Source organism: Antarctobacter sp. (genome assembly GCF_965277915.1).
In the GTDB taxonomy this organism is placed as follows: domain Bacteria; phylum Pseudomonadota; class Alphaproteobacteria; order Rhodobacterales; family Rhodobacteraceae; genus Antarctobacter.
In genome coordinates, this window is record NZ_OZ255849.1 from 765394 (window position 1) to 792197 (window position 26804).

General features: G+C 65.1%; 20 protein-coding genes. 14 read left to right on the plus strand and 6 right to left on the minus strand.

Annotation, left to right across the window (positions count from 1 at the left end):
* Positions 1 to 2: 2 nt before the first annotated feature.
* The 4 genes from ACQY5B_RS04650 to ACQY5B_RS04665 form a co-directional block, all read right to left on the minus strand.
* Positions 3 to 1088 carry a 4-oxalomesaconate tautomerase gene (locus ACQY5B_RS04650; protein ID WP_420326177.1) on the minus strand — a complete coding sequence of 362 codons (1086 nt, stop codon included), beginning with the start codon at positions 1086 to 1088 and terminating at the stop codon, positions 3 to 5.
* Entirely contained in the window at positions 1085 to 2140 is a 1056-nt protein-coding gene (locus ACQY5B_RS04655; RefSeq protein WP_420326176.1) for an isocitrate/isopropylmalate dehydrogenase family protein, read from the minus strand. Before ACQY5B_RS04655 ends, ACQY5B_RS04650 begins: the two co-directional genes overlap by 4 nt.
* Positions 2140 to 4170: a tripartite tricarboxylate transporter permease gene (locus ACQY5B_RS04660; protein ID WP_420326175.1), complete on the minus strand. Its 2031-nt coding sequence runs from the start codon at positions 4168 to 4170 to the stop codon at positions 2140 to 2142. Before ACQY5B_RS04660 ends, ACQY5B_RS04655 begins: the two co-directional genes overlap by 1 nt.
* 79 nt (positions 4171 to 4249) lie before the next feature.
* Positions 4250 to 5326, minus strand: a complete 1077-nt coding sequence (locus ACQY5B_RS04665) for a tricarboxylate transporter (RefSeq protein ID WP_420326174.1) — start codon at positions 5324 to 5326, stop codon at positions 4250 to 4252.
* Positions 5327 to 5480: 154 nt separating this feature from the next.
* Between ACQY5B_RS04665 and ACQY5B_RS04670 the strand changes: the two genes are divergently transcribed.
* The 9 genes from ACQY5B_RS04670 to ACQY5B_RS04710 all read left to right on the plus strand — a co-directional run bounded on the left by ACQY5B_RS04670 (position 5481) and on the right by ACQY5B_RS04710 (position 15154).
* Entirely contained in the window at positions 5481 to 6149 is a 669-nt protein-coding gene (locus tag ACQY5B_RS04670) for a response regulator transcription factor (RefSeq protein ID WP_305972107.1), read from the plus strand.
* Positions 6149 to 7510, plus strand: coding sequence for a sensor histidine kinase (locus ACQY5B_RS04675; RefSeq protein ID WP_420326173.1), 1362 nt, complete (start codon positions 6149 to 6151; stop codon positions 7508 to 7510). The genes ACQY5B_RS04670 and ACQY5B_RS04675 overlap by 1 nt, the downstream gene beginning before the upstream one ends.
* 304 nt (positions 7511 to 7814) lie before the next feature.
* Positions 7815 to 8513 carry a glutamine amidotransferase-related protein gene (locus ACQY5B_RS04680; protein WP_420326172.1) on the plus strand — a complete coding sequence of 233 codons (699 nt, stop codon included), beginning with the start codon at positions 7815 to 7817 and terminating at the stop codon, positions 8511 to 8513.
* On the plus strand, positions 8510 to 9304 hold the full coding sequence (locus tag ACQY5B_RS04685) for a creatininase family protein (RefSeq protein WP_420326170.1): 795 nt from the start codon (positions 8510 to 8512) through the stop codon (positions 9302 to 9304). The genes ACQY5B_RS04680 and ACQY5B_RS04685 overlap by 4 nt, the downstream gene beginning before the upstream one ends.
* 14 nt (positions 9305 to 9318) lie before the next feature.
* A complete protein-coding gene (locus ACQY5B_RS04690; RefSeq protein WP_420326169.1) occupies positions 9319 to 10527 on the plus strand; it encodes an amidohydrolase family protein in 1209 nt (402 codons plus the stop codon).
* On the plus strand, positions 10527 to 11921 hold the full coding sequence (locus ACQY5B_RS04695) for an FAD-binding oxidoreductase (RefSeq protein WP_420326168.1): 1395 nt from the start codon (positions 10527 to 10529) through the stop codon (positions 11919 to 11921). Before ACQY5B_RS04690 ends, ACQY5B_RS04695 begins: the two co-directional genes overlap by 1 nt.
* 4 nt (positions 11922 to 11925) lie before the next feature.
* Positions 11926 to 12807 (plus strand): TauD/TfdA dioxygenase family protein, encoded by an 882-nt coding sequence (locus ACQY5B_RS04700; protein WP_420326167.1) that lies wholly within the window; start codon positions 11926 to 11928, stop codon positions 12805 to 12807.
* Positions 12808 to 12918: 111 nt separating this feature from the next.
* Positions 12919 to 14583, plus strand: coding sequence for an ABC transporter substrate-binding protein (locus ACQY5B_RS04705; protein ID WP_420326166.1), 1665 nt, complete (start codon positions 12919 to 12921; stop codon positions 14581 to 14583).
* Positions 14584 to 14647: 64 nt separating this feature from the next.
* The gene (locus ACQY5B_RS04710) at positions 14648 to 15154 is read left to right on the plus strand and encodes a DUF2165 family protein (RefSeq protein ID WP_420326165.1); all 507 of its coding nucleotides are present in this window, start codon (positions 14648 to 14650) and stop codon (positions 15152 to 15154) included.
* A 199-nt stretch (positions 15155 to 15353) separates the two neighbouring features.
* Here ACQY5B_RS04710 and ACQY5B_RS04715 read toward each other — a convergent pair whose 3' ends face one another.
* Both ACQY5B_RS04715 and ACQY5B_RS04720 read right to left on the minus strand, forming a co-directional pair.
* Positions 15354 to 18452: an efflux RND transporter permease subunit gene (locus tag ACQY5B_RS04715; RefSeq protein WP_420326164.1), complete on the minus strand. Its 3099-nt coding sequence runs from the start codon at positions 18450 to 18452 to the stop codon at positions 15354 to 15356.
* Positions 18449 to 19588: an efflux RND transporter periplasmic adaptor subunit gene (locus ACQY5B_RS04720; RefSeq protein WP_420326163.1), complete on the minus strand. Its 1140-nt coding sequence runs from the start codon at positions 19586 to 19588 to the stop codon at positions 18449 to 18451. Before ACQY5B_RS04720 ends, ACQY5B_RS04715 begins: the two co-directional genes overlap by 4 nt.
* Before the next feature lie 728 nt (positions 19589 to 20316).
* Between ACQY5B_RS04720 and ACQY5B_RS04725 the strand changes: the two genes are divergently transcribed.
* The 5 genes from ACQY5B_RS04725 to ACQY5B_RS04745 all read left to right on the plus strand — a co-directional run bounded on the left by ACQY5B_RS04725 (position 20317) and on the right by ACQY5B_RS04745 (position 26512).
* Positions 20317 to 21675: an ABC transporter substrate-binding protein gene (locus ACQY5B_RS04725; RefSeq protein WP_421917700.1), complete on the plus strand. Its 1359-nt coding sequence runs from the start codon at positions 20317 to 20319 to the stop codon at positions 21673 to 21675.
* Positions 21676 to 21760: 85 nt separating this feature from the next.
* On the plus strand, positions 21761 to 23008 hold the full coding sequence (locus ACQY5B_RS04730) for a carbohydrate ABC transporter permease (RefSeq protein ID WP_420326160.1): 1248 nt from the start codon (positions 21761 to 21763) through the stop codon (positions 23006 to 23008).
* The gene (locus tag ACQY5B_RS04735; RefSeq protein ID WP_420326159.1) at positions 23005 to 24225 is read left to right on the plus strand and encodes a carbohydrate ABC transporter permease; all 1221 of its coding nucleotides are present in this window, start codon (positions 23005 to 23007) and stop codon (positions 24223 to 24225) included. The genes ACQY5B_RS04730 and ACQY5B_RS04735 overlap by 4 nt, the downstream gene beginning before the upstream one ends.
* Positions 24222 to 25466, plus strand: coding sequence for an MGH1-like glycoside hydrolase domain-containing protein (locus ACQY5B_RS04740; protein ID WP_420326158.1), 1245 nt, complete (start codon positions 24222 to 24224; stop codon positions 25464 to 25466). Before ACQY5B_RS04735 ends, ACQY5B_RS04740 begins: the two co-directional genes overlap by 4 nt.
* Complete coding sequence (locus ACQY5B_RS04745; protein ID WP_420326157.1) at positions 25466 to 26512, plus strand: ABC transporter ATP-binding protein; 1047 nt, start codon at positions 25466 to 25468, stop codon at positions 26510 to 26512. Before ACQY5B_RS04740 ends, ACQY5B_RS04745 begins: the two co-directional genes overlap by 1 nt.
* Positions 26513 to 26804 lie beyond the last annotated feature (292 nt).

Below are 26804 nucleotides of genomic sequence, written 5' to 3' on the forward strand. Positions count from 1 at the left end.
GTTCAGCCTTTCCAGATTCGTGATGGCACGTAGACTTGGCCATCGGCCAGTTTGCGCGCCGTCCGCAGCAGGCCCGCGGATTTCAGTTCGAACCCGTCGGTGTCGTCGTAATCCACCAGCACTTCGATGGTGCCTGACGGATGTTCCAGCACGACATTCGCCGGTCGGTCGGCGGGACGCTCCAGCAACCCGTCGGCCACGGTCCCCGGCGTCAGAGCGCAGGAGGCGAGGCACTGGGAACCGGTGACCGCCATGCTGGGGTGCGTGTTCCAGGGCATGAAGTAGCGCGTGGCGATCGTGCCGCCGTCGCGGGCCGGTGCAAGGATGCCGAACTTTGGCGTGACGGATTTGGTGACGTCCCCCATGCCCATGCGTTTGCCGGCCTCGACGCGGATCGCCTCGAACCGGGCGAAAAAGTCCGTGTTGGCGTCTAGGTCGGCCGCGCTTTCATAGCCTGTCAGGCCGAAATCCTCGGCGCGGGCAATGACGATGGGCATGGCCACGTCCATGCAGGTGACCTCGATCCCGTCGATCTCGTCCCGCAAGCTGCCGGTCGGCAGAAAGGCCCCGGTCGATGAGCCGACCACGCCCATGAAATTCAACGCGATGGGGGCGGCGGAGCCCGGCACGCCCGCGATGGCGGCGTCGCCTTCGTAGGTCAGCGTTCCGCCCGGCGTCTGCACCCGCGCCAGAACGCGGGCGCCTGTATTGACCGCGCGGATCTTGATCTCTGTCTCGTCACCCTGTGGCTGGATCAGGCCCATCTCGATGGCGGCGGGTCCGACGCCCGAAAGGATGTTGCCGCAGGTGGGTTTGAAATCCACAAGCCGATCCTCGACGGAGACCTGGGCGAAGAAATAGTCAACGTCCGCCCAATCGTCATCGGAGGCCGACAGCATGGCGACCTTGGTCGTCACCGCAGCCCCGCCGCCGATGCCGTCGATGTTCAGGGGATGGCCCGAACCGACCGCTGCGATCAGCACTTCGGCCAGGGTCTCGCGATCTTCCGGCAGGTCGTCTCGCCGGAAGTAGGGCCCGCGCGAGGTGCCTCCGCGCAGGAAATGAAAGGGAATGCCGGTCTGTGTCATGACGTCTCCCGGATCAGGTTGCAAAGCATGTCTGTGTAGGCGGCTGTGCCCAGCGTGCCGGCCAGATCGCCGGTGCGGGTTTCCGGCCTCGTCAGTGCCGTGGTCACGGCGGATTCGATCGTATCGGCGGCCCGCGCTTCACCGCGATGGCGCAGTAGCATGGCGGCAGACAGGATCAGCGAGGTCGGGTTGGCCCGGTCCTGCCCGGCGATGTCGGGGGCCGAACCGTGCTGCGCCTGTGCCACCGCGTGTGTCTCGCCGGCGTTCAGTGAGCCCGCAAGCCCAAGACCGCCGGACAGTTCAGAGGCAAGGTCCGACAGGATGTCGCCGAACATGTTCGTGCAAAGCAGCACGTCGAACCGGTCGGGATGGCGCACCAGGTGCGCCGCCGCCGCATCCACAAGCACCTCGTCGTAGGTGACGTCGGGATGCGCGTCCGCGACCTCGCGGCAGACCCGCAGGAACAGCCCGTCGGACACCCGCATCACGTTGGCTTTGTGGATCGCGGTGACGCGGCCGGTCCTTTCGCGGGCCAGGGCAAAAGCGCGTTCGGCGATCCGGCGAGAGCCCTCTTCGGTGATTTTCCGCATGGCCAGCGCCACGCCGGGCACGGGCATGAATTCGCCCCCGCCAGCGTGCATGTTGCGGTCCGCGTAGAACCCTTCGAGGTTCTCGCGCGCCACGACGAGGTCGAAGGGGCGCCGCGATGGGGCCTCCAGCCCCGGGTATGTCCGTGCCGGGCGGATATTGGCGTAGAGTTCCAGCGCGACGCGCAGCACGCCCGAGGGATTCCGCCCGCCTTCCGTCACAGGCGGATAGGCGTTGTGCGAAACCGGCCCGAGGATGACCCCGTCTGCCGATCGCGCGCGGTCAATCACCTCGTCAGGAATGGTCGTGCCTGCGGCCTCCAGCGAGGCGAAGCCGATCTGCGCCTCCTCGACTTTCAGGCGGCGCGACAGCAGCGGTTCCGCGGCACGGAGCACGGCGAGGGTGGCCGCCGTGATCTCCGGCCCGATCCCGTCGCCGGGCAGGCAAAGCAGGTCGAGTGTCATCACTTCAGCGGCCAGGGCAGATCGACGACATCCTGCAGCAGACCCGGCGGGAAGTCCCGGTTCAGGGCACCGGCCATGACGCACATCAGCGCGATGCCCGCGGCGGTCAGGATCAGCGTCTTGGGCCAGGGCGCCTGCGCACGAACGCGCAGGAACGCGATCAGGAAGCCCAGCAGGGCAAGAATGAAGCCCAGGACATAGGTGGCGGCGATCAGACCGGCGAACCATGTCAGCGTGCCCCAGAGACCATAAGGCGCATCCGCATCCTCGCCCGCGACTTCCTTGTCGGCAAAGACCGCGTCGGTCTCGGGCCGCATGAGCATCTGGGCCAGCAGGATCAGCAGCGCTGCCAGCGTGATGCCGCCCACCACGAGGGGCACGATCTTGTCCGTCATGTTGTAGTCGGGGATCATGTTCGCGTTGATCAGCGCGGCCACGACATAGGCCATGATGACCAGCAGGAACACCAGCGGAGCACGTTTGGATCCGGACTTCACGTCGCCTTCGGCCATGATGCTCTTGGCCTGGCGAATGCCCAGCACGACCGACACGATGGTGATGATCAGCAGGACGATCACGATCGGCGAGAAGATGTAGTCCATGCCCTCTTCAAAGGACTTGCGGAACCGGAACGACGCGATCTGGAACGCCTGGTTGGAGAATTTCTCGACCGGGTTGGACAGCACGAAACCGATCAGGAAGGCCGGGCGCGACCAGTCGAAACGGCGCAGGAAGATGCCGATCAGGCCGATCACGAACAGGGCGAGGATGTCCTCGAAGTTCTGGCCCGACTGGAAGGCGGCAAAGCTGATCAGCATGAACAGGAACGGCGCCAGGTAGGTAAAGCGGATCGTCGTCAGCTTGGCGATGCCGCCGGATGCGGCGATGCACAGCAGGGTGCCAACCACGTTGGCCAGTGCCAGCAGCCAGACGATGGAATAGGTGATGTCGAGATTGTCGCGCAGCATGTTCGGCCCGACCTCGATGTCGCCCGATCCCAGCAGGGCAATGGCACCGATGAAGATCGCCATCGAGCCCGAACCGGGGATGCCGAAGAGCAGGGTGGGAACCAGCCCGCCGCCTTCCTTGGCGTTGTTCGAGCTTTCCGGCCCGATCACGCCGCGGACTTCGCCCTTGCCGAAGTTCGACTTGTCCTTGGTGGTCTGCACCGAATGGCCGTAGGCGATCCAGTCGACGACAGAACCGCCGAGACCGGGAATGACGCCGACGACCACGCCGATCAGCGAACAGCGGACGGACAGCCACTTGTTGGCAAACCAGTCCCGCACGCCGGCGCCCCATCCGGCGCCAAGCTTGGCATCCTTGGCAATGGAGCGATCCTGCCGCAGCAGGCTGACGATTTCCGGCACCGCAAAGATGCCAAGGCCCACGATGACCAGCTTGAGACCGTCCATCAGGTAGGGGATGTCGTAAGTGGCCATGCGCAGCGACCCGCCGGCATCGGCCTCGCCGATGGTGCCGACCAGCATGCCCAGCCCGGCTGCCGCAACCCCTTTCAGCGCCACGCGCCCTGCAAGCACCGCGACCATGCTGAGACCGAGGACCGAGATCATCAGCATTTCCGGCAGGCCGAAGGCCAGCACCAGCGGGCGGGCAATCACGATGAACATGGTCAGGAAGGCGGCCCCGACAAGGCCGCCGAACAGCGACGAGGTAAAGGCGGCGGCCAGTGCGCGCGCGGCCTGTCCGCGTTTCGCCATCGGAAAGCCGTCAAGAACGGTCGCCTGGCTGGCGGATGATCCGGGAATACCCATCAGGACAGAGGCAAAGGTGTCCGAGGTCGGCACCACTGCCACCATGCCCACCATCAGCGCGAGGCCCATGATCGGATCCATGCCGAACATGAAGGGCAGCAGCAGGGACAGCCCGGCGATTCCGCCAAGGCCCGGGAAGACGCCAACGGCCAGACCCATGACGACCCCGAGGACGAGGTAGCCCAAAACGACCGGTTGCAGAATCAGGGCCCATGCATCGGACAGTGCCGGCAGGGCAGTCGCGAACACGTCCATCGCGCCACCTCCTTGTCAGGTATCGTCGGAAACAAAGGCGGCCCCGGCAATTTCCGGGGCCGCGCTTCTGGTCTGGTGCTTAGTTCAGAGAGACGCCGTAGGCTTCCTGCAGCCAGTTGGTCACGAAGGCCTTGGCGTCCGGCGACACGGTAGTGCCGGCCTGCGTCGCTTTCTTGGCGCCTTCGCCGACGAAGACGTCGTACTTGCCCACGCGTTTGGCCGCGATCTGGGGGAAGTCATCCCGATTGCGCACGGCATCGAAGGCCGCGGTATAGGTGTCGATCACCTCCTGCGGCGTGCCCTGCGGCAGGAAGGCGATCTTCTGAACCGGGAAACCGGCAATGAAGAAGGCTTTCCATGCGTCCCATGCCTCGCCCGAGGTTTCGCAGCCCTCGGTCGCCTCGCAGACTTCCTTGAAGGTCGGAATGTCCGGGAAGGTGGGATCGCGAACGATCTCGCCGTCCTCGTTCAACGCGCCCCAAGTCATCATCGGAACGGCCTTGCCCTGTTCGACCAGGTCGGCCGACGCGCCAAGATAGCCCGAAGAGGTCTGATAGTCGATCGTCGCCTCGCCACGCTCGAACATCAGGCGGCCGTCGCCGCGACCCTTGATGCCAAAGACCGGTTCCACGTTCATGCCCAGCATCTGCCATGCCAGCAGGGGCACGAGGTCAAGACGGGTGGCGCCCTGCGACCCGTAGATGAAATCGATGTCCTTGAGGTTGTTGGCCGAACCGTCGAACTTCTCGCCGTCCTCCGGGTTCAGGTAGGCGACGCCGCCGGTGCCGGACGCCATGACCGGGTTCCAGTCGCTGTATTCATAACGCACGCGCGGGTCGTCCAGCAGGTAGGGGAACTGGGTCGAGCCGGAGGTGCCGAACAGCAGCGTGCCGTCCTCGTGTTCCTGCTCCTGGAACCAGTTGGCGCCCTTGGTCGAGCCGGCGCCGGGCATGAACTTGACCACGACGGTGGGGTTGCCGGGCAGTTCTTCCGACAGCAGCGGCGCGAAGAAGTTGGCCCACTTGGCCGAACCGCCGGTTTCCGAGAACGGGATCACCCACTCGATGGTTTCACCGGAAAAGTCGACCTCGGCGAAGGCCGGGGATGCGATGATGGCGGATGCCGCAACGGATGCTGCGAGGTGCTTGATGGTCATTGGTATCCTCCCGTAGACCTATAAGATCGGTCAGGCTCTTGCCCGCCGATACATGTGATTCTGTTTTCAGGGATCCGAGTCCCTCCTCCAACAGTGGACACATTGCTGTCCCAACCTTGCACGAAACTTGCGCAAAGAGAGAATTTTTTAGCCCATGCGGATCGCCGTGATCGAAGACAACACCGAACTGGCGGAAGGAATCGCGTACCGGCTTCGGGATCGCGGTCACTCGGTCGACGTTCTGCAAGACGGGGTCGAGGCAGCGGACTTCCTTGCTCATGAAGGCGCCGACCTGGTGGTGCTCGACGTCAATCTTCCGGGCCAGGACGGATTGGCGGTGCTGCGCGGCCTGCGGGCCCGGGGCGACGGAGTGCCTGTGATCCTGCTGACCGCGCGGTCCGACACGCAGGACCGGGTGCAGGGGCTGGACGCGGGCGCCGACGACTATCTGGTCAAACCGTTCGAGATGGACGAGCTGGAGGCCCGGCTGCGCGCGCTCGCCCGGCGCAAGGATCTGAACTTTGCGGCGCGGAACGTGCTGGGGCCGCTGGTCTTCGACCGGGACAGCCGGCAACTGCTGGATGGTGAAACGACGCTCGATCTGCCCCGCCGCGAGGTGGCGGTGCTTGAATGCCTGCTTGATCGGCGCGGGCGCATCGTATCCAAGGCACAGCTCATATCGCATGTGTACGGCACCGGTGCGGATGTGGATGACAGCGCGGTCGAGCCGCACGTCTCACGCCTGCGTCGCCGGCTTGAAGCCTATGATATCCGGATCAAGACGGCGCGCGGCCTCGGCTACATGCTGGATGTCGAGCAGTGATGGCAACCGCGCCCTCACTGCGCCTGCGCCTCTTCGTTCTGATCCTCGCGCCGCTCCTGCTGGTGGCGATGTTCCTGGGCCTGTGGCGTTTTTCCGTCGCGCAATCCACCGCCGAGACACTGTTCGACCGCGGGCTCTTGGCCGCGGCACTCGCCATTTCGCGCGATGTGGCCAGTTCCGAGGGCGATGCCCTGTCGCCGCGAACCCGTTCGCTGATCTCCGATGCCGGCGGCGGCGAGGTCTTTTACCATGTCACCGGACCGGGCGGCATTTACGTGACCGGATACGCCTATCCGCCGGCATGGGGCGCGACGGCGGTGCCCAGCGAACCCGAATACCGCGTCGCCACCTACCGGGGCGAACGCGTGCGTGTGCTGCGCATGTCGGAAACCACAACCATCGAAAACCTGACCGGACAGACCGTGGTCACGGTCTGGCAGCGCATCAGCGAGCGCAACGATTTCGCCGCGGCGCTGGCCTGGCGCGCGTCCGCACTGATCGGCGCGCTGATGGCGACATTGGCCGTGGTGGTCTGGTTCGGGGTGCAATGGGGCCTACGTCCACTGAATGACCTGCAGGAGGCGATCGAACGGCGCACGCCGGACGATCTCGGCCTCATCCAGCGGCCCGTCCCCAAAGAGGTGAAGGGCATCGTTTCGACCCTCAACCGCCTGTTCGCCCAGGTCGATCGAAGCATCCAGTCACACCAGGCCTTCATTTCGGATGCCGCGCACCAGTTGCGCAACCCGGCCTCTGCCATTCTGTCGCTGGCCGAAACCCTGCCGGGCGCGACCGATCCGGCGGAACGTCGCCGCCGCGAACGCGCACTGATCACAGCCGCGCGTAAGTCCGCCCGCCTTGCGGAACAACTGCTGTCGATGGAACGCTTGCGCCACGGCTACAGCCTGCCGGAAACCTCGTTTGATCCGGTTGCGATGGCGCAGGAGGTCTGCGCCGATCTTGCCCCCTTCGCGCTCGAGCGGGACATCGACTTCTCCTTTTCGACCGGGCTGGACAGCGGCCGCATCTCCATCCGGGGCGATCAGTTGCTCCTGGCAGAGGCCCTGGGAAACCTGATCGACAACGCGTTGCAGCACGGCGGCCCCGCTCTGAGCCGGATTTCGGTCACCTTGGAAAAGACGCGGGACATGCTGGATTTCATTGTGGCGGACGATGGCAGGGGCGTGCCGGCGGAACAGGTGCCTACCGCCCTGAGCCGTTTTGGCCAGGTCGATCCCGGCGCCGGCAGCGGTCTGGGGCTTTCCATAGCGGATGAGGTCGCGCGCCTGCACGGGGGCGAGGTACGGTTCTCCCCTTCGGACAGGGGCACGCGGGTCACTTTGCGGATTTCGATGGCGTAGCCGCGGGATCCGGATGGGGCAGGGGACCGCGGGCAATCGGTCCCGCGGCACCTCGAATCATTGCAGGCATGTGGCGCTCTTGCAGGCGGATCAGCGGCTGATCGCCCGGAGAAACATCGCGCCTTTTGATTGGGCGGTCATGGCCAGATTATGCGGGTGTTGAGTCAACTATCTGAAAACATTTCACTTTTGGTGATCAAACAAAAGCCTTGCCAGTTACGTGCAGTTCTGGAAGCCTTTAGACACATCTCTGGCACGGATCTTCCACAGGGCCACGCAACCAGTTCCTTTCGAGGGGAATGATATGGGACAGCGTGTGCTTTCCGTGCGCCACGGGGATGAGCCCCTTGACGATCGCGCAACCGCCTGGCTGGAGACTGCCGGCTACAGGGTCGAAACCCGTCGCCCGTTTCGCGGCGAACCGCTTGGCGTGCCGGGCGACGATCTTGCCGCGACCATCATCTATGGCGGGCTCTACAATGCCTACGAAACCGACCGTCATCCTTTCCTGCTGGAAGAATACCGCTGGATCGATGCCTGCCTGAAGGCCGGGATCAAGGTTCTGGGCATCTGCCAGGGCGCCCAGATGATTGCGCATCACCACGGCGCCTGGGCCGGTCCGCGTAAGCACGAGATCTTCGAGTTCGGGTATTACGAGATCACCCCGACAGAGACAGCGGGCGATTTTCTCGACCGGCCGCTGACGGTCTGCCAGGCGCATTTCCACACCTTCGATTTGCCTGCGGGGGCCGTGCGCCTGGCCGCGAATGACAACTACGCCAACCAGGCCTTTCGGATGGATGAGACGGTCTATGGCCTGCAGTTCCATCCCGAAGTGACCGAGCCGGGTTTTCGTCGATGGCAGGTGCAAAAGGCCGGCGTTTATGGCCGCCCGGGCGTGCAGGAGCGTACCGAACAGGACCGCCTGCTGGCCCAACACGACGCGGCACAGGGCGTCTGGTTCGAGGGATTTCTCGACCGTTTCATCGGGCGACCGGCATGAGCGTTCAGGGCTATTGGGCGGATCTCCCTTCGGCGGCCTTCCCGGATCTGCCGCAGGACACGGTCGCGGTTCTGCCCTTGGGCGCGACAGAGCAGCACGGGCCGCACCTGCCGCTCTCGGTGGACAGCGATCTGATCGGCGCAGTGGCGGAGCGGATGTTGGCGGCCCTGACGCCCGAGCAGTCGGTTCTGGTGTTGCCGGCTCTGACAATCACCAAGAGCGACGAGCATATCGCGTTTCCCGGGACCTTGACGCTCTCGGCAGAGACGCTCCTGACCGTGTTGCGAGAGATCGGCGCCTCGGTGGCACGCGCCGGGGTCACGCGGCTGGTTCTGTTCAACGGGCATGGTGGCAACAGCGCGCTTTTGCAGGTGGCTGCGCGCGATCTGCGATTGCAGCACGACCTTGTCGTTGTGTGCTGTTCCTGGGGCGGCTTCGCCGAGTGGCGGGGCAAGTTCGACCCCGACAGTTATGCGCATGACATCCATGCCGGTGACAGTGAAACCTCGGCGATGCTGGCCCTGCGGCCTGAGCGTGTGGACATGACCAAGGCAAAAAATTTCCGCCCGGCGATGATGGATTGGGACAGCGCCTTTCCGCAGATCGGATTGGGGGGCAAGCCTGCAAGTCCCGGCTGGCTGGCGCAGGATCTGAACCCGCACGGCGCCTGCGGCAACGCCGCCGCCGCGACCGCCGACAAGGGCGCCGCCCTGCTTGACAGTGCGGGCCGTGGGTTTGCGGCCTTTCTTGCCGAATTTGCCCGGTTCGACCACCGGAGGGCGCGGCCATGACGCGGGTGGAACGAATGGATGGACACCTTCCCGGCGTGCTGGTGCCGCGGTCCTTGCTGGCCGACCCGGCGGCGTTCGGCGGCACGGTGGTGGCGGATTGCATGGTCGGAGACCTGGTCATCCGCGACGGGCGCGCGACCGGCCTGACCGCCTCTGAAAACGCTCCCGGACGCATGGTCCTGCCCCGCCTGACAGAGCCGCATGTGCATTTGGACAAGTGCCACAGCATCGGCCGGATGCAGGGCGTCGGTGGGGACCTCGCCACGGCCATTGCCGCGCAGAAGGCCGACAAAGTCAACTGGACAGCGGATGATCTTCGCACCCGCGCCACACGGGGACTGCAGGAGCTGGAACGGGCCGGATGCAGCGTGGTCCGGACGCATGTGGATTGGGGAGAGGCTGCCGATCCCCGGGCCGTCCCGCTGGCATGGGATATCCTCGGCGAACTGGCTGCGGACAGTGCTTTGACCGTGCAGCGTTCGGCCTTGACGGGGATCGAGCGCATGGCCGATCCGGACTACGCCCGACATTGCGCGCAGGGCCTCTCTCACCAGGTGGGCGTGCTGGGGGCTTTCGTCTTTGACCAACCCGAACGGGATGCCGGGCTGGTCAACATGTTCCGCGAGGCCGACCGCCTGGGGCTGGCCCTGGACTTCCACGTTGACGAAGGCCTGGCAGAGGGGCTCGACGGGCTGGAACGCATTGCCGATGCCGCGCTGCTGACACGGTTTCAGGGGCCGGTGCTCTGCGGCCATGCCTGTTCGCTGGCGAACCTGTCCGGCGCGGATGTGACCCGGATCGCGGACAAGCTGGCAAAGGCCGGCATTGCCGTTGCCATGCTGCCGCAGACCAACCTGTACCTGCAAGGCCGCACCGGGGGTACGCCCGACCGGCGCGGTGTCACCCGGCTGCATGAATTGCGGGCCGCCGGCGTCACCGTGACGGTCGGTGCCGACAACGTGCGCGATGCCTTCTGCCCCATCGGGCGGCACGATCCGGTTCATGTGCTGGGCCTGAGCGTGCTGGCGGCACATCTCGATCCGCCGCTGGGCGACCACCTGCCGCTGATCACCACCAACGCGCAGCGCGCGCTGGGACTGGAACCCCGAACCGTCGACGGGGCTGCCATCGGGGATCTGCTTGTCTTCGACGCAACCGACAGCTCGGACCTGTTGGGCGGCGTGATGCCGCGCAGCCTGTCCGACGCCTTGGGAGCCCTGTGATGACAGAAAAACAGACCGACTGGCATGCCATTGCCACCGAACTCGCCCCTGTCGAGGTGATCGAGGAACCGGTGCTGATCAAGAAACGCTCGCGCGATTTCTTCTGGTACTCGCCGATCCTGAATGCCCAGCTGAAGAAGAGTTTCGGGGATCTGGTGGCCCGGCCCGCAACCCGCGAGGAACTGGCGCATTGCCTTGCCGTGGCCTACGCGCACGACTTGCCCGTCGTGCTGCGCGGCGGCGGCACCGGCAACTACGGACAGGCCGTGCCGCTGAAAGGCGGGCTGATCATCGAGACCACGGCGATGAACCGTGTCCTTGAAATCGGCGAGGGCTTTGTCCGTGTCGAGGCAGGCGCCCTGATGGCCGATATCAACGCCGCTCTGATCCCGCAGGGCTGGGAGATGGCGATGTTCCCCTCGACGCAGGACATCGCCACCATCGGCGGTTTTGTCGCCGGGGGCAGCGCCGGGATCGGGTCCATCGCCAACGGCGCGTTGCGTGAAAAGGGCAATATCATCAGCCTCAAGGCGCTCTCGGTCGAGGAGGCGCCGCAGGAGCGGGTGTTCGACGCCGAAGAGGCGCTGCAACTGCACCACGCCTGGGGCCTGAACGGTGCAATCACCGAGGTCACGCTGCGCACGGTGCCAACCCGTGACTGGATCGGCTGCATGGCCACCTTTGACAGCTATCGCGACTGCTACGCGGCGGGCTACGCGCTTGCGCAAAGCGAGACGATCGGGCGCAAGCTGTGCTCTGCCGTCGAGGCGCGGATCGTCGATTACTTCCCCCGGCTCGAAGGGCATCTGCCCAAGGGGCGGCACCTTTTGGTGGCGCTGGTCCCGCGCGAGGACATGGAGGCCTATCGCGCCCTGATCGCGGCGCAGGGCGGGACGGTGGACCTCGCCCTCGACGATGCCGAACGCAAGGCCAAGGGCATCCCGCATGTGTTCGAATTCGCCTACAACCACACCACGTTGCAGGTGCTCAAGGCTGACCGGTCCGCCACCTACCAGCAATACGGGGTCGGCGATCCGTCGGATGCCGAAGCCGTGGCGCGGCTTGGCAAGGAGGTGGGCGACGACCTTTGGCAGCACCATGAATTCGCCCGGGTGGACGGCAGGATCGTCGCGTTCGATCTGCCGATCATCTGGTTCACCGACGAGACCCGCCTGCGCGAGATCGACGACACCTATCGCGCGCACGGGTTTTCCGTGGCCGACGCCCATACCTACCACGTCGAGGGCGGCGGTCTTAAGAACGCCGATTACCGGCACCTGGCGTGGAAAAAGCGCATGGACCCCAAGGGACTGCTGAACCCCGGCAAGTCACGGGCCTGGGAGATGGTGCGCCATCTCTCCGCAGACGACATCGAAGCAAAGGCCAAGGACTGAACCTATGACCATCCAGACCAAACCGCTGACATCGCATTTCGGTGCGGACGTGCAGGGCATCGACCTGAACACCGTCACGGCCACCCACCTGTTCCCGCAGATCCGCGCCCTGTTCGAGGAGCACTCGGCGCTGCTGTTCCGGGCGCAGGAGATGACGGATGAAACCCACCTGCGCCTCGCGCAACTGTTCGGTCCGATCGAGGATCGAGAGGCGGATGAGCGCAAGCCGGGCGAGGGGTTCAAGATCCCGAAGGTGTCCAACGTCCAGGAAGACGGCACCACCTCGGGTGAGATGGACCTCAAGACGCTGAACCTGAAGACGAACTTCCTGTGGCATTCGGACAGCACCTTTCTGCCCACGCCCGCGCTGACCAATATCATCACGGCGCGCGTTGTGCCCTCGTCGGGCGGGGCGACGGAACTGGCCTCGACCCGCGCGGCCTGGGCGATGATGCCCGAAGAGATGAAGGCCAGGATCAGGGGCCGGGGCATCTGGCACCGCTACAGCCACTCGCGGCGCAAGATCTCGCCCGAACTGGCCGAATTGCCGATGTTCAACAAATGGCCGGACACCCATTGGAACGCGGTCTGGGAAAACCCGATCAATGGCCGAGAGGCGCTTTATATCGCCAGCCACGCCTTCAAGGTCGACGGCTACGACGAGGCCGAGGGCGAGGCGTTGCTCAAGGAGTTGACGGATTTCTGCACCCAGCCCGCCTTTGTCTATGCGCACAACTGGCAGGTGGGGGACGTGCTGATCTGGGATCAGCGGGCCGTGATGCATCGCGGCACGCCATGGCCCTACGAAGAGCCGCGGACCCTGTCCAGCATCTGCGTCACCGTCACCGAAGAAGACGGGCTGGATCGTATCCGCATCCCGGCCTGACCCGAATACGCGCGGCCGACCGGGCCCTTTGCGGCCGCGCGCCTTCCCGCAGTCCTCATGCTGCTTCCCGACAGGGCGGTCCCCCTCACGACCCAACAGAGAGGAATGAAAATGACCTTCACAACGCCAAGCGGCAAACCGCTTCCGGATTTCCTGGCCAAGTCTGCGGAGCGTGCCGGCGACGATGCCGTCAGCCGCCGCGAGTTCCTGGCCACGGCCTGTTCCTTTGGTGCCTCGGCGGCCACGGCCTATGCCATGCTGGGCCTGCCGGCCCCGGCGCAGGCGGCCAGCCATGCGCAGATGGGCGGCACCGTCCGCATCCAGCAGGAAATCGTCGGCATGCGTGATCCGCGCAAGTTCGACTTCAACAGCCTCGCCAACTTTACCCGCGGTTGGCTGGAATACCTCGTACAGTACAATTCCGACGGCACCTTCACGCCCGCGCTGCTGGAAAGCTGGGAAATCAATGAGGATGCGACGCTTTATACGCTCAATGTCCGTCCCGGTGTGACTTGGAACAACGGCGATCCCTTTACCGCCGCCGACGTGGCCCGCAACATCGAACGCTGGTGCGACAGCCGGGTCGAGGGCAATTCGATGGCGATCCGTTTCTCGACGATCGTCGATCCCGAAACCGGCACCATCTTGCCGGACGCGGTCAAGGTCGTCGACGACCTGACGGTGACGATCTCCCTGCCCAAGCCGGATATCTCGCTGATCGCAGGCATGTCCGACTATCCCGCCGCCATCGTCCACGAGAGCTTTGACGAGCTCACGATGGTCGACAATCCGATTGGGACCGGTCCCTACCTGCCAGAGTTCTACACCGTCGGCGAGGCTGCCGCCCTGGTGCGTAACGAGGATCACACCTGGTGGAACGCCGGGAACGGTGCCTTCATGGACCGGGTGGAACTGATCGATTTCGGTACCGATCCGGCGTCGCATTTCGCGGCCGCCGATGCGGATGAATTCGACGTGACCTATGACACAGAGGGCGATTTCATCCCGGCCTTCGATGCCCTGGACGGCTGGACCAAGCATACCGTGACCACCGGGGCCGTGGTTCTGGCGCGGACCAATCAGCTTGCCGAGGCAGGCGGCAGTCGTCCCTATGCCGATGTCCGCGTCCGCCGGGCGCTGGCGCTGGCGGTGGACAACGCCGTGGTGATGGAACTGGCCTACAACGATCTGGGCGCGGTGGGCGAAAACCACCATGTGTCGAAGGTTCATCCGGACTACGCCGACATCGGCCCGGCCGTGCACGATCCGGCGCAGGCGATGACCCTGCTGGAAGAGGCGGGCATGGCGGATTTCGAGCACGAGCTGATCTCTCTCGACTCGGCCTTCTGGAAGGCGACCGCGGATGCGATTGCTGCGCAATTGCGCGACGCGGGCATCAACATCAAGCGGACCGTGATCCCCTCGTCGAGCTTCTGGAACGACTGGGCCAAGTACCCGTTCTCTGTCACCAACTGGAACCACAGGGCGCTGGGCATCCAGACCTATGCGCTGGCCTATGTGTCCGGCACCTCGTGGAACGAGACCGGCTTTGCCAACGAGGCTTTCGACGCGCTTGTCGAACAGGCGCTGGCGACCCCGGATGTCGAGGCGCGCCGCGCCCTGATGGCGCAACTCGAACAGATCATGGTCGATGAAGGCGTGATCATTCAGCCCTATTTCCGGGGTCTTGCGAACCATTCCAAGAGCAACCTGAAGGGCGCTGCGATCCATATCTCGCAGGAAATGTACCCGCAGTACATGTACTGGGAGGCCTGAGCCTGACACCCTGGTCCGCCCCATTCGGGGCGGACCGCATCACCACTGGATACGAACGACCGACATGCTCGATACCGTCATTCTTGCCCTGTGCGGCGCCAATCTTGTCTTCATGGCCGCATGGATGACCGTGGGGGCGTTGGAAAACCTGTTCCATCCCTTCCTCAACGAAACCTACACGGCAGAGGTGATGGACATGGCGCGCATGCGCGAGGACTATCCCGAGGCCTATGCGCTTGTTGCCTATCGGCGCTTGACCAACGCCCGTCTGCGGAAATGGCTGTTCGGCGTGATCGTGGCCTTCGAACTCTTGGCGATGGTGCTGCTCTGGGGGGCGGCGGTCAGCGTCCTGCTGGCCCTGCTTGGTATCGCTTCGGCCGAGACGGCACTTGCGCTTGGCCTGGTCGGGGCGGGGGCGTTCAGCTCTGTCTGGGCCGGCTTCCTCGTGGTAGGGAACTATTTCTGCTACTGGTTCGGCCACGAGGGCGGCCAGAACACCCATTTCCAGATGCTGCAATGGGGTTTGCTGAGCACCATCGTCCTGATCGCCGCCTCTGTGGCGCTTGCCTAGGAGCCCGCGTTCCTGGCGGGCAAGGCCGAACTGGGGGCCGTTCAGTTACCAGATCGACGTCGATGGCGAAATCCGGGGAACGGGCGCCTTCGGGCTGACCATGGACGACTGCCTGCCGTCGGTGCAGGGGCGCAATGGTGCATGTCTTGAATCGCTGGCCGGACGTCCCTTGGCAGGACCTCCGGCCACGGCCGATCCGTCAGGACAGCGCTTCTTCCAGTTCGGTTTCGAGCTGTTGCATGGCCTTGACGCGCGGCTGCGAGAAGCGGGCCAGCAGCAGGTAGGCCACCGGCGTCAGGTAGAGCGTCGAGAAGGTCGCCAGACCCAACCCTCCGACAATGACCCATCCCAGCGCCTCGCGCGCTTCGGCCCCCGCACCAGTCGACAGGATCAGCGGCACGCCGCCCAGCACGGTCGAGGTCATGGTCATCATCACCGGCCGCAGGCGGATGGTCGAGGCGTCGAGGATCGCGTCGCGCACCGTGGCACCGCCATCGCGCAACTGGTTGGCGAACTCGACGATAAGGATGCCGTTCTTGGCCATGATCCCGATCAGCATCACCAGGCCGATCTGGCTGTAGACGTTCAGGCTCAGCCCGGTGAACAGCAGCGCGAAGGCGGCACAGGCCAGCCCGATGGGCACCGTCACCATGACCACGATGGCCGAGATGAAGCTCTCGAACTGCGCCGCCAGCACCAGCAGGACCACCGCGATGGCAAAGCCGAAGACCAGCACCAGCCCCGAGGCCGTCTGGTCCAGTGTCGCGGCCTCAGCCAGCGGGACGATGCGGTTCTCCTCGGCCAGGATTTCATCCGCCAGCGCCTGCACCTGGGTCATTGCGTCGCCAAGCGCCAGGGCCGGTGTCAGCCCGGCCGAAATCTCGACCGAGCGGTTCTGGCCCTCGCGGTCAAGCTCGGGCGCGATGGCGCGCTCTTCCAGCCTGACAAAGCTGGACATGGGCACCGTCTGGCCGTCCGCCGTCTGGACAAAGATGTTTTTCAGGTCGCTGGGATCGTTCACCGGGTTCGAGGTCGACAGCATCTGGATGTCATAGCTGCGGTCGTCGATAAAAACCGACCCCACGCTGCGCCCGTCCAGAACCGCGCGCAGCGCCTCTCCCAGCCCGGTGATGTCGATGCCCAGGTCAGAAGCGCGCTGGCGGTCGATCTCGATGAACAGCTGCGGCTGCGTGGTCTCGTATTCCAGCCGGACCTGGCCAAAGGCCGGGTTCTCCTGCATCCGTTCCACCAACCGCTGCGAGACATCGGCAAGTTGCGCGTAATTGTCGCCGGTGATGGCAAAGGACAGGCCGCGGCCCGCGCCCCGGATACCCAGAGAGTTGGGCTGGATTGCGAAGGCCCGCACGCCGATCACGCCGCGCAGCTTGCCGTTGATCTCTCCGACGATCTCGTCCTGGCTGCGTGCGCGCTCGCTCCACGGGGCCAGGGAAAAGACCATGAACCCGCGGTTGTCCGAGCCGAAGCCGGTGATCGAAAAGATGTTGGTGACTTCGCCGGTGTCGCGAAGCGGTTCGATCAGGGCCTCGATCTCGTCCATCTTGGCGGTGGTGTACTGCAGCGAGACGCCCTGCGGGGCAGAGACGGACAACAGGGCCACCGCCCGATCCTCGCGCGGGGTCAGTTCCTGCCGAATGCCATCGGCGACAAAGACCGCTGTGGCCGAGAAGAGAACCGCCACCAACAGCACGACGAAAGGCATCGCCAAAGCCCAACCCAGCGTCGACTTGTAGAGCGCGCCCAGCCGGTTGCCCAGCCAGACAAAGGGGCCGCGCGGGTTCGGGTTCGGCTCTGCGGTCAGCAGGCGGCTTGCCAGAACCGGGCAGAGCGTCAAGGCCACGACCGAGGACAAGAGCACCGCCATCGCCAGGGTAAAGCCGAACTCCCGGAACAGCCCGCCCGCTTGGCCGGGCAGGAAGGACAGCGGCACAAAGACCGCCGCCAGCGTGGCCGTAGTGGTGACCACCGCGAAAAAGACCTGCCGCGTGCCCAGCACGGCGGCGGCGCGGGGACCCATGCCCTCGCTCCGGCGTCGGACGATGTTTTCCAGCACGACGATGGCGTCATCGACGACCATGCCGGTGGCCAGCACCAGCGCCAGCAGCGTCAGGATGTTGACCGAAAATCCCACCATGTAGATGGCCGCCACGGTGCCGGTCAGCGCCACGGGCATGGTCAGCCCGGGGATCAGCGTGGCGCGCGCGTTGCGCAGGAAAAGGAAGATCACCGCCACCACGATTGCAGTGGCCAGACCCAGCGTCTTGAGCACTTCTTCGATCGAACCACGGATGAAGACCGCATCGTCGGAGGTGACAAAGATAGAGATGTCGTCTGGCAGGGTCTGGTCCAGCTCGGCCACGACCGCCCGCACGGCCGAGGAGATCTCCAGCGTGTTCGAGGTTGCCTGACGGATGATGCCCATGCCGACCCCGGTCTGGCCGTTGGCGCGCAGGACGGTCTCGTTCGGGGCCGGGCCAAGGGTCACTGTGGCCACGTCGCGGATGCGGACGTTCTCGGAGATTTCGAGGTCTTCGAACTCGGCCGTGGTGGCGACGGTGGCCGTGGTTCGCACTGCGATGCTCTGGCTGTTGCCCGACAGGTCGCCCGCCGGTGCGTCAAAGGCCACGTCCGCCAGCGCGTTCCGCACGTCGGCCAGCGTCAGGCCACGCGCGGCAAGCGCCGACTGGTCGATGTCGATGCGGAAGATCGGGTCGCGGTCGCCATAGATCTGCAGGTCGGCCACGCCGTTGACAGACAGCAACCGGTCCTCGACACGCTCCTGCACGATCCGGGTCAGTTCCTGCGGCGAGCGCCCGGCAGAGGTCACGGCGATGCGCACGACCGGCTGGGCGTTGGCGTCGGCCTTGACGATCTCGGGCGTCTCTGCGCCGTCGGGCATCTGGTTGGCGATCCGCGCCACCGCGTCGCGCACGTCGGTCGCGGCGACGTCCAGATCGACGTCATCCTCGAATTCCAGCGTCACCCGCGACCGACCGAAGCGCGAGTTGGAGGAGATCGAGCGCACACCGGCCACGCGGCCCACGGCGCCTTCGATGCGGCCAGTCACCTCCTGGTCGACGCTTTCCGGCGAGGCGCCGGGGAATTGTGTGGTCACGGTGACGACCGGGCGGTCCACGTTCGGCAGTTCGCGTACCTCGACGCCAAAAACGGCGGCCAGCCCGGAGAGGACGATCAGGGCCGAGAGGACAAGTGCAAGGATCGGACGGCGGACAAACAGCGCGGTGCCCGACCCGGAAACGGCTGCAGAGCTTTCCTTCATCGCGTGACACTCGGCTTGGTGGCGCCGGGCAGGGCGGCGCGAGCCTCGGTGCGTCCGGCGATGGCGACCTCTGCGCCCGGGCGCAGGGTCTGCACGCCCTGGGTGACGACGAGATCGCCGGGCGCCAGGTCGCCTTCGACCAGCACCCGGTCGGCGTCGCGCTGGCGGATGGTCACGCCGACGCGCTGAACCTTGTCGTCGCGCACGGCCCAGACGTAGGATCCCTCGCTGGACCATTGCACGGAAAGCGGGTCGACGGCCGCGAGGGTCTCCCCCGGAAAGCGCAGCGTGACGGTAAAGGCCATGCCCGCGCGCAGGCGGTCGTCCTCGTTGGCCAGCCGCCCCTGCACCCGCAGGGTCCGGCTGTTGCGGTCGACCACGTTGTCGACGGCGTGCACGGTGCCGGCCAGGGCGTCCGCTCCTTCGACGCCCAGCAGGCGGGCCTCGATCGGCATGCCCGGCTCGACCTGGGCGACGACGCGTTCCGGCACACGGAAATCCACCAGGATTTCGGACCGGTCGGTCAGGGTGGCGATCACATCCGTGGGCGACAGCCGTTCGCCGATGGCGACATCCACCAGGCCGATCCAGCCGGCAAAGGGCGCACGTACCGTGCGCAGGGACAAGGCAAACTCCGCCTCGCTCAGCTCCAGCTCGGCGGTCCGCAGCCGCAGTTGCGCCTCGCGCTGGCGTACCTCGGTGACGGACCCGCCGTCCTGCAGCCGCGAAAACCGGCTGGCGGCATCGCGGGCATCCTCCAGCAGCAGGCGCGCGCGTTCCACCGCGATCCGCTCTGCCTCGTCGTCGAGGCGCAGGATCACCGCACCCTTGTCCACGAAGCCCCCGGTTTCCAGCGCCACCTGCACGACCTCGCCGCTGACCTCTGTCCGCAGAGTTGCGCTGCGCAGGGCGCGCACGTCGCCGATGGCATCGACGCGGTCGTTGGTGGTGGCCTCGGTCACGGCGGCCACGACGACCTGCGCCGGACCGCGCGGACCAAAGCCCCGGCCGGTGTTCGAGACATCTGCTGCCGCACCTTCGATCCCCAGGACGCCCGACACGCCGGTACGGTCAAGGAAGGCGGCGGCGCCGGGCACGTAGTTCAACCAGAGAAACAGCGTCGCGACCAGGATCACGACAGACAGAATAACTTGTTTCAGGAAACGCATGTTCGATCCGTTCTTGAGAGCTGCGAGCAGGGCAGCCGTGTCGGCTGGATACCATTTCGCATCTCTTGCACCTTTCGTATAGTCTTTCGCAGAGAAAGACGTCCGGAACGGCTTTCGCCAGCGGTGAGTGCCTACATAGTTTCCATCCGCTGGCTGTCCCGACCGCTGCCTGCAATTGCACGGTCTCTTGTGCCGACGCCCCCGCGACACCCTAGCTGCGCCCGCGCTGGTCCAACCGTGGGCCGACGCGTATCTTCGGGGGGGGGCCACCTCCTGTCCGGGAATAAGCCTCGGCCGTGGTCGGCTCTTGACCCGGCGTGATCCTGTCGACCGCGGCCAGCAGGTCGCCGAAAGGCATACCGGGCGGTTGCAGCATGGCGGCATGCTTATGCTGTGCGCCTGCGGGGGTGGCTGCAAGCGCTTTGGGAAACCTGCGAAAAACGGTTTCAGCCGCGGTGGTGGAAGGGGCGGGCATCCACTCTTGCGGCGCTGATTGATGCTGCGGTGCAGAGCGCCGCTACATCGCGTGACAGACATTGCCTGTCGCAGTTGGATGCCTAATTTTCGAGCAATATTAAGGGCCTGCTGTCCGTTCTGCCACCGGTGCAATCGACGGCACGGTGGAAAAATCGCTAGAACTGCGGTAGGTCATGGAAAACGACCGATAAGAATCAAAGCGCATTGGGAGGTGCGAAATGCCCGTCAAATCACCAAATACTTTGTCCCGACTTCTGACCACCGCGGCGCTTGGCCTGGCGCTGGGCGCGGGCCCTGCGGCGGCCGATATCCGGTTCTGGACAACCGAGGAACAGCCAGAGCGGCTGGCCAAGCAGAAGGAGATGGCCGAGGCCTTCGAGGCTGAAACGGGTATCGGCGTCGAGGTGATCCCCGTCTCGGAATCCGATCTGGGCACGCGCGCCACCGCCGCCTTTGCCGCCGGCGACCTGCCTGACGTGATCTACCATACATTGCAATATGCCTTGCCCTGGGTCGAAGCGGGCATTCTCGATGCCGAGGCCGCAACCGAGGTGATCGACGAACTGGGCACCGGCACCTTCGCCCCCGGCGCGCTGGACATGGCCAAGACCGATGATGGCTGGGCCAGCGTCCCGGTGGATGGCTGGACGCAGATGATCGTCTACCGCAAGGACCTGTTCGACGAGGCCGGGCTGGAGGCGCCCACCACATTTGCCGCCGTCACCGCCGCGATCGAGGCGCTGCACAACCCGCCCGAGATGTTCGGCTTTGTCGCCGCCACCAAGGTGGACGAGAACTTCATGAGCCAGGTGCTGGAACACGTCTTTCTTGCCAATGGCGCGACACCCGTTGGGCCGGAGGGGTTCACCGGCTTCGACGAGAAGAAGACCGTCGAGGTGCTGGAGTTCTACAAGGTGCTGGCCGATGCCTCGCCCGAGGGTGAGCTTTACTGGGACCAGTCGCGCAGCCTCTATTTCGCGGGGGATGCGGCGATGATCATCTGGTCGCCCTTCATCCTGGACGAACTGGCCGGCCTGCGTGACAGCGCCCCGCCGACCATCAACGAGGATCCGACCTCATCGGCACTGGCCTCGATGACCGGGATCGTGACCAATTTCGCCGGTCCGTCCAACCCCGACGGCGCGGCCTGGGGCGACATCCGCTATTTCGGCATCACTGCCGATGCGGATTTCGACGAGGCGCAGGAGTTCATCAAGTACTCGATGGACGAGGGCTATACGCAGACGCTTTCCATCGCGCCCGAGGGCAAGTTCCCGGTGCGGCGCGGCACCCAGGATGCCCCGACGGCCTTTGTAGATGCCTGGTCCAAGCTGGACGTGGGCGTGGACCGCAAGGCGCCGCTGAGCGAGCTCTACGCGGCCTCGATGATCGACGAGATCGTCGGTGGGCTGGACGTGGCGCAGCGATGGGGCGTCAAGGACGGACAACTGGCGCTGGCCTCCAAGATCATCAACAGCCAGGCGATCAACCGGGTTGTGCGTGAATACATCGACGGCAACATCTCTGGTCCCGATGCGGTCAAGAAGATGAACGAGGAACTGGCCGGCATCGAGTGATGCCGGACCTTCGGGCGACCGGTTCCGCGCCGGTCGCCCGCGCGGACGTGGCTTTCGGCCCGCGTCCGGAAGGGGGGACCGCGACATGAGCGACAGCACCGGGCCGGCCTCGGGGCCGCCAAGGGGCACTGGCCCTCTCCTGAAACGCGAGGCGCGGCTGGCCTGGGGGCTGTTGTTTCCCACGCTGGCCATTGTTTCCGCAGTGGTCGTGCTGCCGCTGCTGGCGATCTTCTGGATCAGCTTCAAGCCCATAGGCCTGGCGGACCTGCGTCCGCCAGCACCCGTGGTCCGCGAGAGCCTGCGCGGATCGGACGACAGCCTGCGCCTGCAATACCGGGTCCGCAATTCCTCGCAGTCGGAACCGATCACCGGCGTCACCCTGTCGGACAGCCTGCCGGACAGCCTGACCGTCCTGACAGCCGATCCGCGCTGTACCTTTGAAGGGGCGGATTTCACCTGCGACCTGGGTGATCTTGACGGCGGCGGCCGTGACGAGGTCGAGATCTTCGTGGCCTTGCAGGGGGATGAGGATGCCGCCGAAGAGGCCGCCGAGGGCACCGCTCCCCGGATGACCGGGCGCAGTACCAATATCCTGACGAATTTCGAGTTCACGTTGGAGAACTTCGACCGGATCTTCAGCGGAGACGAGTTCTGGGGCGTGCTGGGGGTGACGATCTTTTACACCGTCTTCGGCACGCTGGGCGCTCTGATCTTCGGCCTCTTCGCGGCGATGCTGCTGAACAAGGAGTTCCGTGGCCAGGGCATCCTGCGCGGCCTCTACCTGTTTCCCTATGTCGCCCCGGTGATCGCCGTGGCCTTTGCCTGGATCATCCTGTTCGATCCATTCTCGGGCTCGGCCAACGCGCTCTTGATCCAGATGGGCGTGACTGAATCCAGTATCAATTTCTTTGGCGAGAGGCCTCTGGCGCTGATCATGGTCACGGTCTTCGAGATCTGGCGCTATTTCCCGCTGTCCTTCCTGTTCATCCTTGCCCGGATGCAGTCGATCGACACCGACATGTACGAGGCCGCCGACATGGACGGGGCGTCGCCCTTCCAGAAGTTCTGGTATCTCAGCCTGCCGCAACTGCTGGGCATTCTCAGCGTGCTGTTCCTGTTGCGCTTCATCTGGACCTTCAACAAGTTCGACGACATCTTTTTGCTGACCGGCGGTAACGCCGGTACGCGGACCCTGACGGTGAATGTCTACGAACAGGCCTTTGCCATCTCGAATATCGGGGCCGGCGCGGCGGTTGCGGTGGTGGTCTTCTGCTGTCTTGTGCTCTTCTCGATCTTCTTCTTCCGTTATGTCAGCCAGGAGGAAGGCCTATGAGCAGGCTGCGTTTCGGCTATGTCACCGGCCCCGTTCTGGGCGCGCTCTGGCTGTTCGTGCTGGCGACGACGCTGGCGGTGCTGATGTCCTTTGCCACCGGCGATCCGTTCCGCCCGGCGGGCCTGTGGTCCCTGCTTTGGGGGGCGGCCCTGGGGCTTGGCCTTGTCGCGCTGCACCTGGGCAAATGGACCGTGTCGCTGGCGACGGCGGCGGCATTCGTCCTGCTGGCGGTGATCGGCATCGGCCCGGTCGCGGCGGGTGAAGAGGCCTCGACCTCCTGGAAACTGGTGGGCAGCGGGGCGCTGGGGCTGGCCGCGGGCTGGTCGTTGCAGGTGATCCTGGGGCATCTGCCCGGCCTAGGCAAGTTGACGCGGCATGAGTTCGAAGAGGCGGTGATCCGGTTCCTGACCGGCTTCGGCTACATCTTTTTCACCGCGATCGTCGCCATCCCTTTTTACGTCATGGTGATGACGAGCCTGAAAAACCAGTCGGAACTGATCCAGAACCCGCTGGATTTCACCATCGACCTGTCGCAGGGCTGGGGCCTGTTCCGCAGCTACGTCGAACTGTTCGCCGATTTCAGTTTCGGCAACTACCTCTGGACCTCCTTCTATGTCTCGGTGCTCACGGTCTTTCTCACGCTGGCCTTTTCGATCCCCGGCGCCTACGCGGTGGCGCGGCTGCGGTTCCGGGGGCGGGCGGCATTTTCGCGCTCGATCCTGCTGATCTACATGGTGCCGATGATCGTGCTTGCCCTGCCGATCTACATCGCCTTTTCGATGACGGGGCTGCGCAACACGATCTTCGGCATCGTGCTGATCTACCCGGTCACCACCATCCCGGTCGCGCTTTACATGTTGCAGGGCTATTTCCGCGGCCTTCCGGCCGAGGTCGAGGAAGCGGGACTGATGGACGGGCTGTCACGGCTTGCGGTGATCTGGAAGATCACCCTGCCGCTGTCGCTGCCGGCGCTGGCCAGCGTCTCGCTCTATGTCTTCATGATCGCGTGGAACGAGTTCCTGCTGGCCTTCATGCTGCTGGACGATCCGTCGAAATTCACGCTGACCCGGGGCATCGCCTCGCTCAATTCCTCCGAGATCCCGCGCCAGCACCTGATGGCCGGGGCGGTGGTGGCGACGGTGCCGATCATGGCGCTCTTCCTGGGGCTGGAGCGGTTCATGACCAAGGGCCTGACGGCCGGGAGTGTCAAGGGATGACAAAAAGAGACGACGAAGCCCGTGCCATCCTGAAAGGGAATGACCGGGGCGGATACACCGTGCCGACTGGCGGGCTGTATCCCTACCAGTGGAACTGGGACAGCGTCTTTGCCGCCATCGGGTTCGCCGAGCACGACATGGACCGCGCCTGGACAGAGATCGAGACGTTGATGAGCGGGCAGTGGCCCAACGGCATGGTCCCGCACATCCTGTTCCACGAGGTCGACCCCAGCTATTTCCCCGGTCCCGACATCTGGCGCGGTGTGGGGCCGATCCCGTCCTCGGGTATCTCGCAGCCGCCCATCGCGGCAACCTTCACTCGTTGGTTGCTGGAGATGGATGGCGCGTACGAGGATCGAGCCCGCGCGCTGGTGCCCGCTCTGATCGACTGGCACCGCTGGTTCATGACCTGGCGCAACGAGGGCGGGGCCATCGTCGTCACCCACCCCTGGGAGACGGGCCGCGACAATTGTCCGGATTGGGACGGTCCCTTTGCTGCCATCGAACCCGAGGGGATCGAAGAGTATTACCGCCGCGACACCACCCATGTGGTCGAGGAAGAGCGCCCGAGACGCTGGGATTACGATCGCTATCTCTACCTGGTGAAACTGGGGGCAGAGTGTGGTTGGGACGAGGCGCATCTGCGCGAGATCACCCCCTTTCGCGTGGCCGACCCGACGATGACCTTCACCCTGCTCAGGTCCACGCGGGACCTGCGGGTTCTGGCACAGCGGTTGGGCCTGCCGACGAACGAACTCGACGGCTGGATCACCGATATGGAGGGCGGGAGCGAGCGGCTCTGGAATGCCGAGATTGGCACATATGATTGCCTCGACATCCGGTCAGGGCAGCACACGGGCGTGGTGTCGAACGCTTCTTTCCTGGCCTGGTACGCCGGGGTGGGCGGGGACCGTATGCAGGGGCATTTCGACAGGATCGCCAAGGCGACCCGCTACTACGTCCCTTCGACCGATCCCGCGCATCCGTCATACGAGCCGAAGCGCTATTGGCGCGGCCCGGTCTGGGCGATGATGAACATGCTGATTGCCACCGGCCTGCGCGAGGCAGGCCATGACGACCGGGCCGAGGCGCTGCGGACAAACACCCGCGACATGATCGCGGAGAACGGCTTTGCCGAGTATTTCGACCCGCGCGACGGCGCAGCGGCGGGCGGGCGCAATTTCACCTGGACGGCGGCAATCTGGCTGGCCTGGGCGTCGGACAGCGCAAGGAGGGCGTGATGGGGGCGATAACTCTCGACAAGGTCGAAAAGTGGTACGGCGACCTTCAGGTGATCAAGGGCATCGACCTGACCATCGCGGATGGTGAATTCGTGGTCTTTGTTGGCCCTTCCGGCTGCGGCAAGTCCACGCTCTTGCGGATGATCGGCGGCCTTGAGGAAATCAGCCGCGGCAAGCTCTTGATCGACGGGCAGGACAAGACCGCCGATCCGCCGTCCAAGCGCGGGCTGACGATGGTCTTTCAATCCTACGCGCTCTACCCGCATATGTCGGTGGGTGAGAACATGGGCTTCTCGCTCAAGACCGCCGGCGCGCCGAAATCCGAGATCAAGGCCAAGGTGGACGAGGCGGCACGGGTTCTGAAGCTGGAACCCTACCTGGAGCGGCGGCCCAAGGCGCTGTCGGGCGGCCAGCGACAGCGCGTTGCCATCGGGCGTTCGATCGTGCGCGATCCGACGGCTTTCCTGTTCGACGAACCCCTGTCCAACCTCGACGCGGCGCTGCGTGTCGAGATGCGCTATGAAATCGCCAAGCTGCACAAGGCGCTGGCCCGCACGATGATCTACGTCACCCATGACCAGGTCGAGGCGATGACGCTGGCCGACCGGATCGTGGTGCTGGAATTCGGCGTGATCGCCCAGGTCGGCAGCCCGCGAGAGCTGTATGAACGGCCCGCCAATCTCTTCGTGGCGCAGTTCATCGGATCGCCCAAGATGAACGTGCTGGACTGCACCACCGGCGGAGGCCGCTTCACGTTGGAGAGCGCGCGGGGCGGGGCCTACGAGGGCGATCACCCGGCGGTAAAGGTTGGCATCCGGCCCGAACATATCCGGATCGGGGCCGAGGGCGAAGGCATGATGGACGGCACCGTCGACGTGTTGGAGTACCTGGGCGCCGATACCTTTCTGATCGTGGACTGCGGGCCGCTTGGCCGGGTCACGGTTCGCACCGATGGTGACACCTCGGTTACCGAAGGCGACCGGATCGGCCTGGTCGCGCCGCCGGAACGGCTGCATTTCTTTGACGCGGACGACAAGGCCGTCTGAGCGGCACGCCCTCCGTTGGCCCGGGCCGGTTTGGTTCCACCTCTTCACGCGGGCCAACAGCCGGTTGATGTCGACGCGACAGGTCTAATCCGTACAGGCGCTGGCGCGCCGCTTTCTCAAGACGGGGGTCGGGCCGTCGTCCATGACCGTCCTTCCCGTGTCTTTTGCGGCTGTACCGGTCACGCCGCCGTTCCGTGCGGCCAGTTGCATCGGGATGCCGGGACGCACCGCGCGCGGCAAACTCCTTTGAAGGGACTGAAACCGCGAATGGCGCGGCGGGCAAGGGAAAACG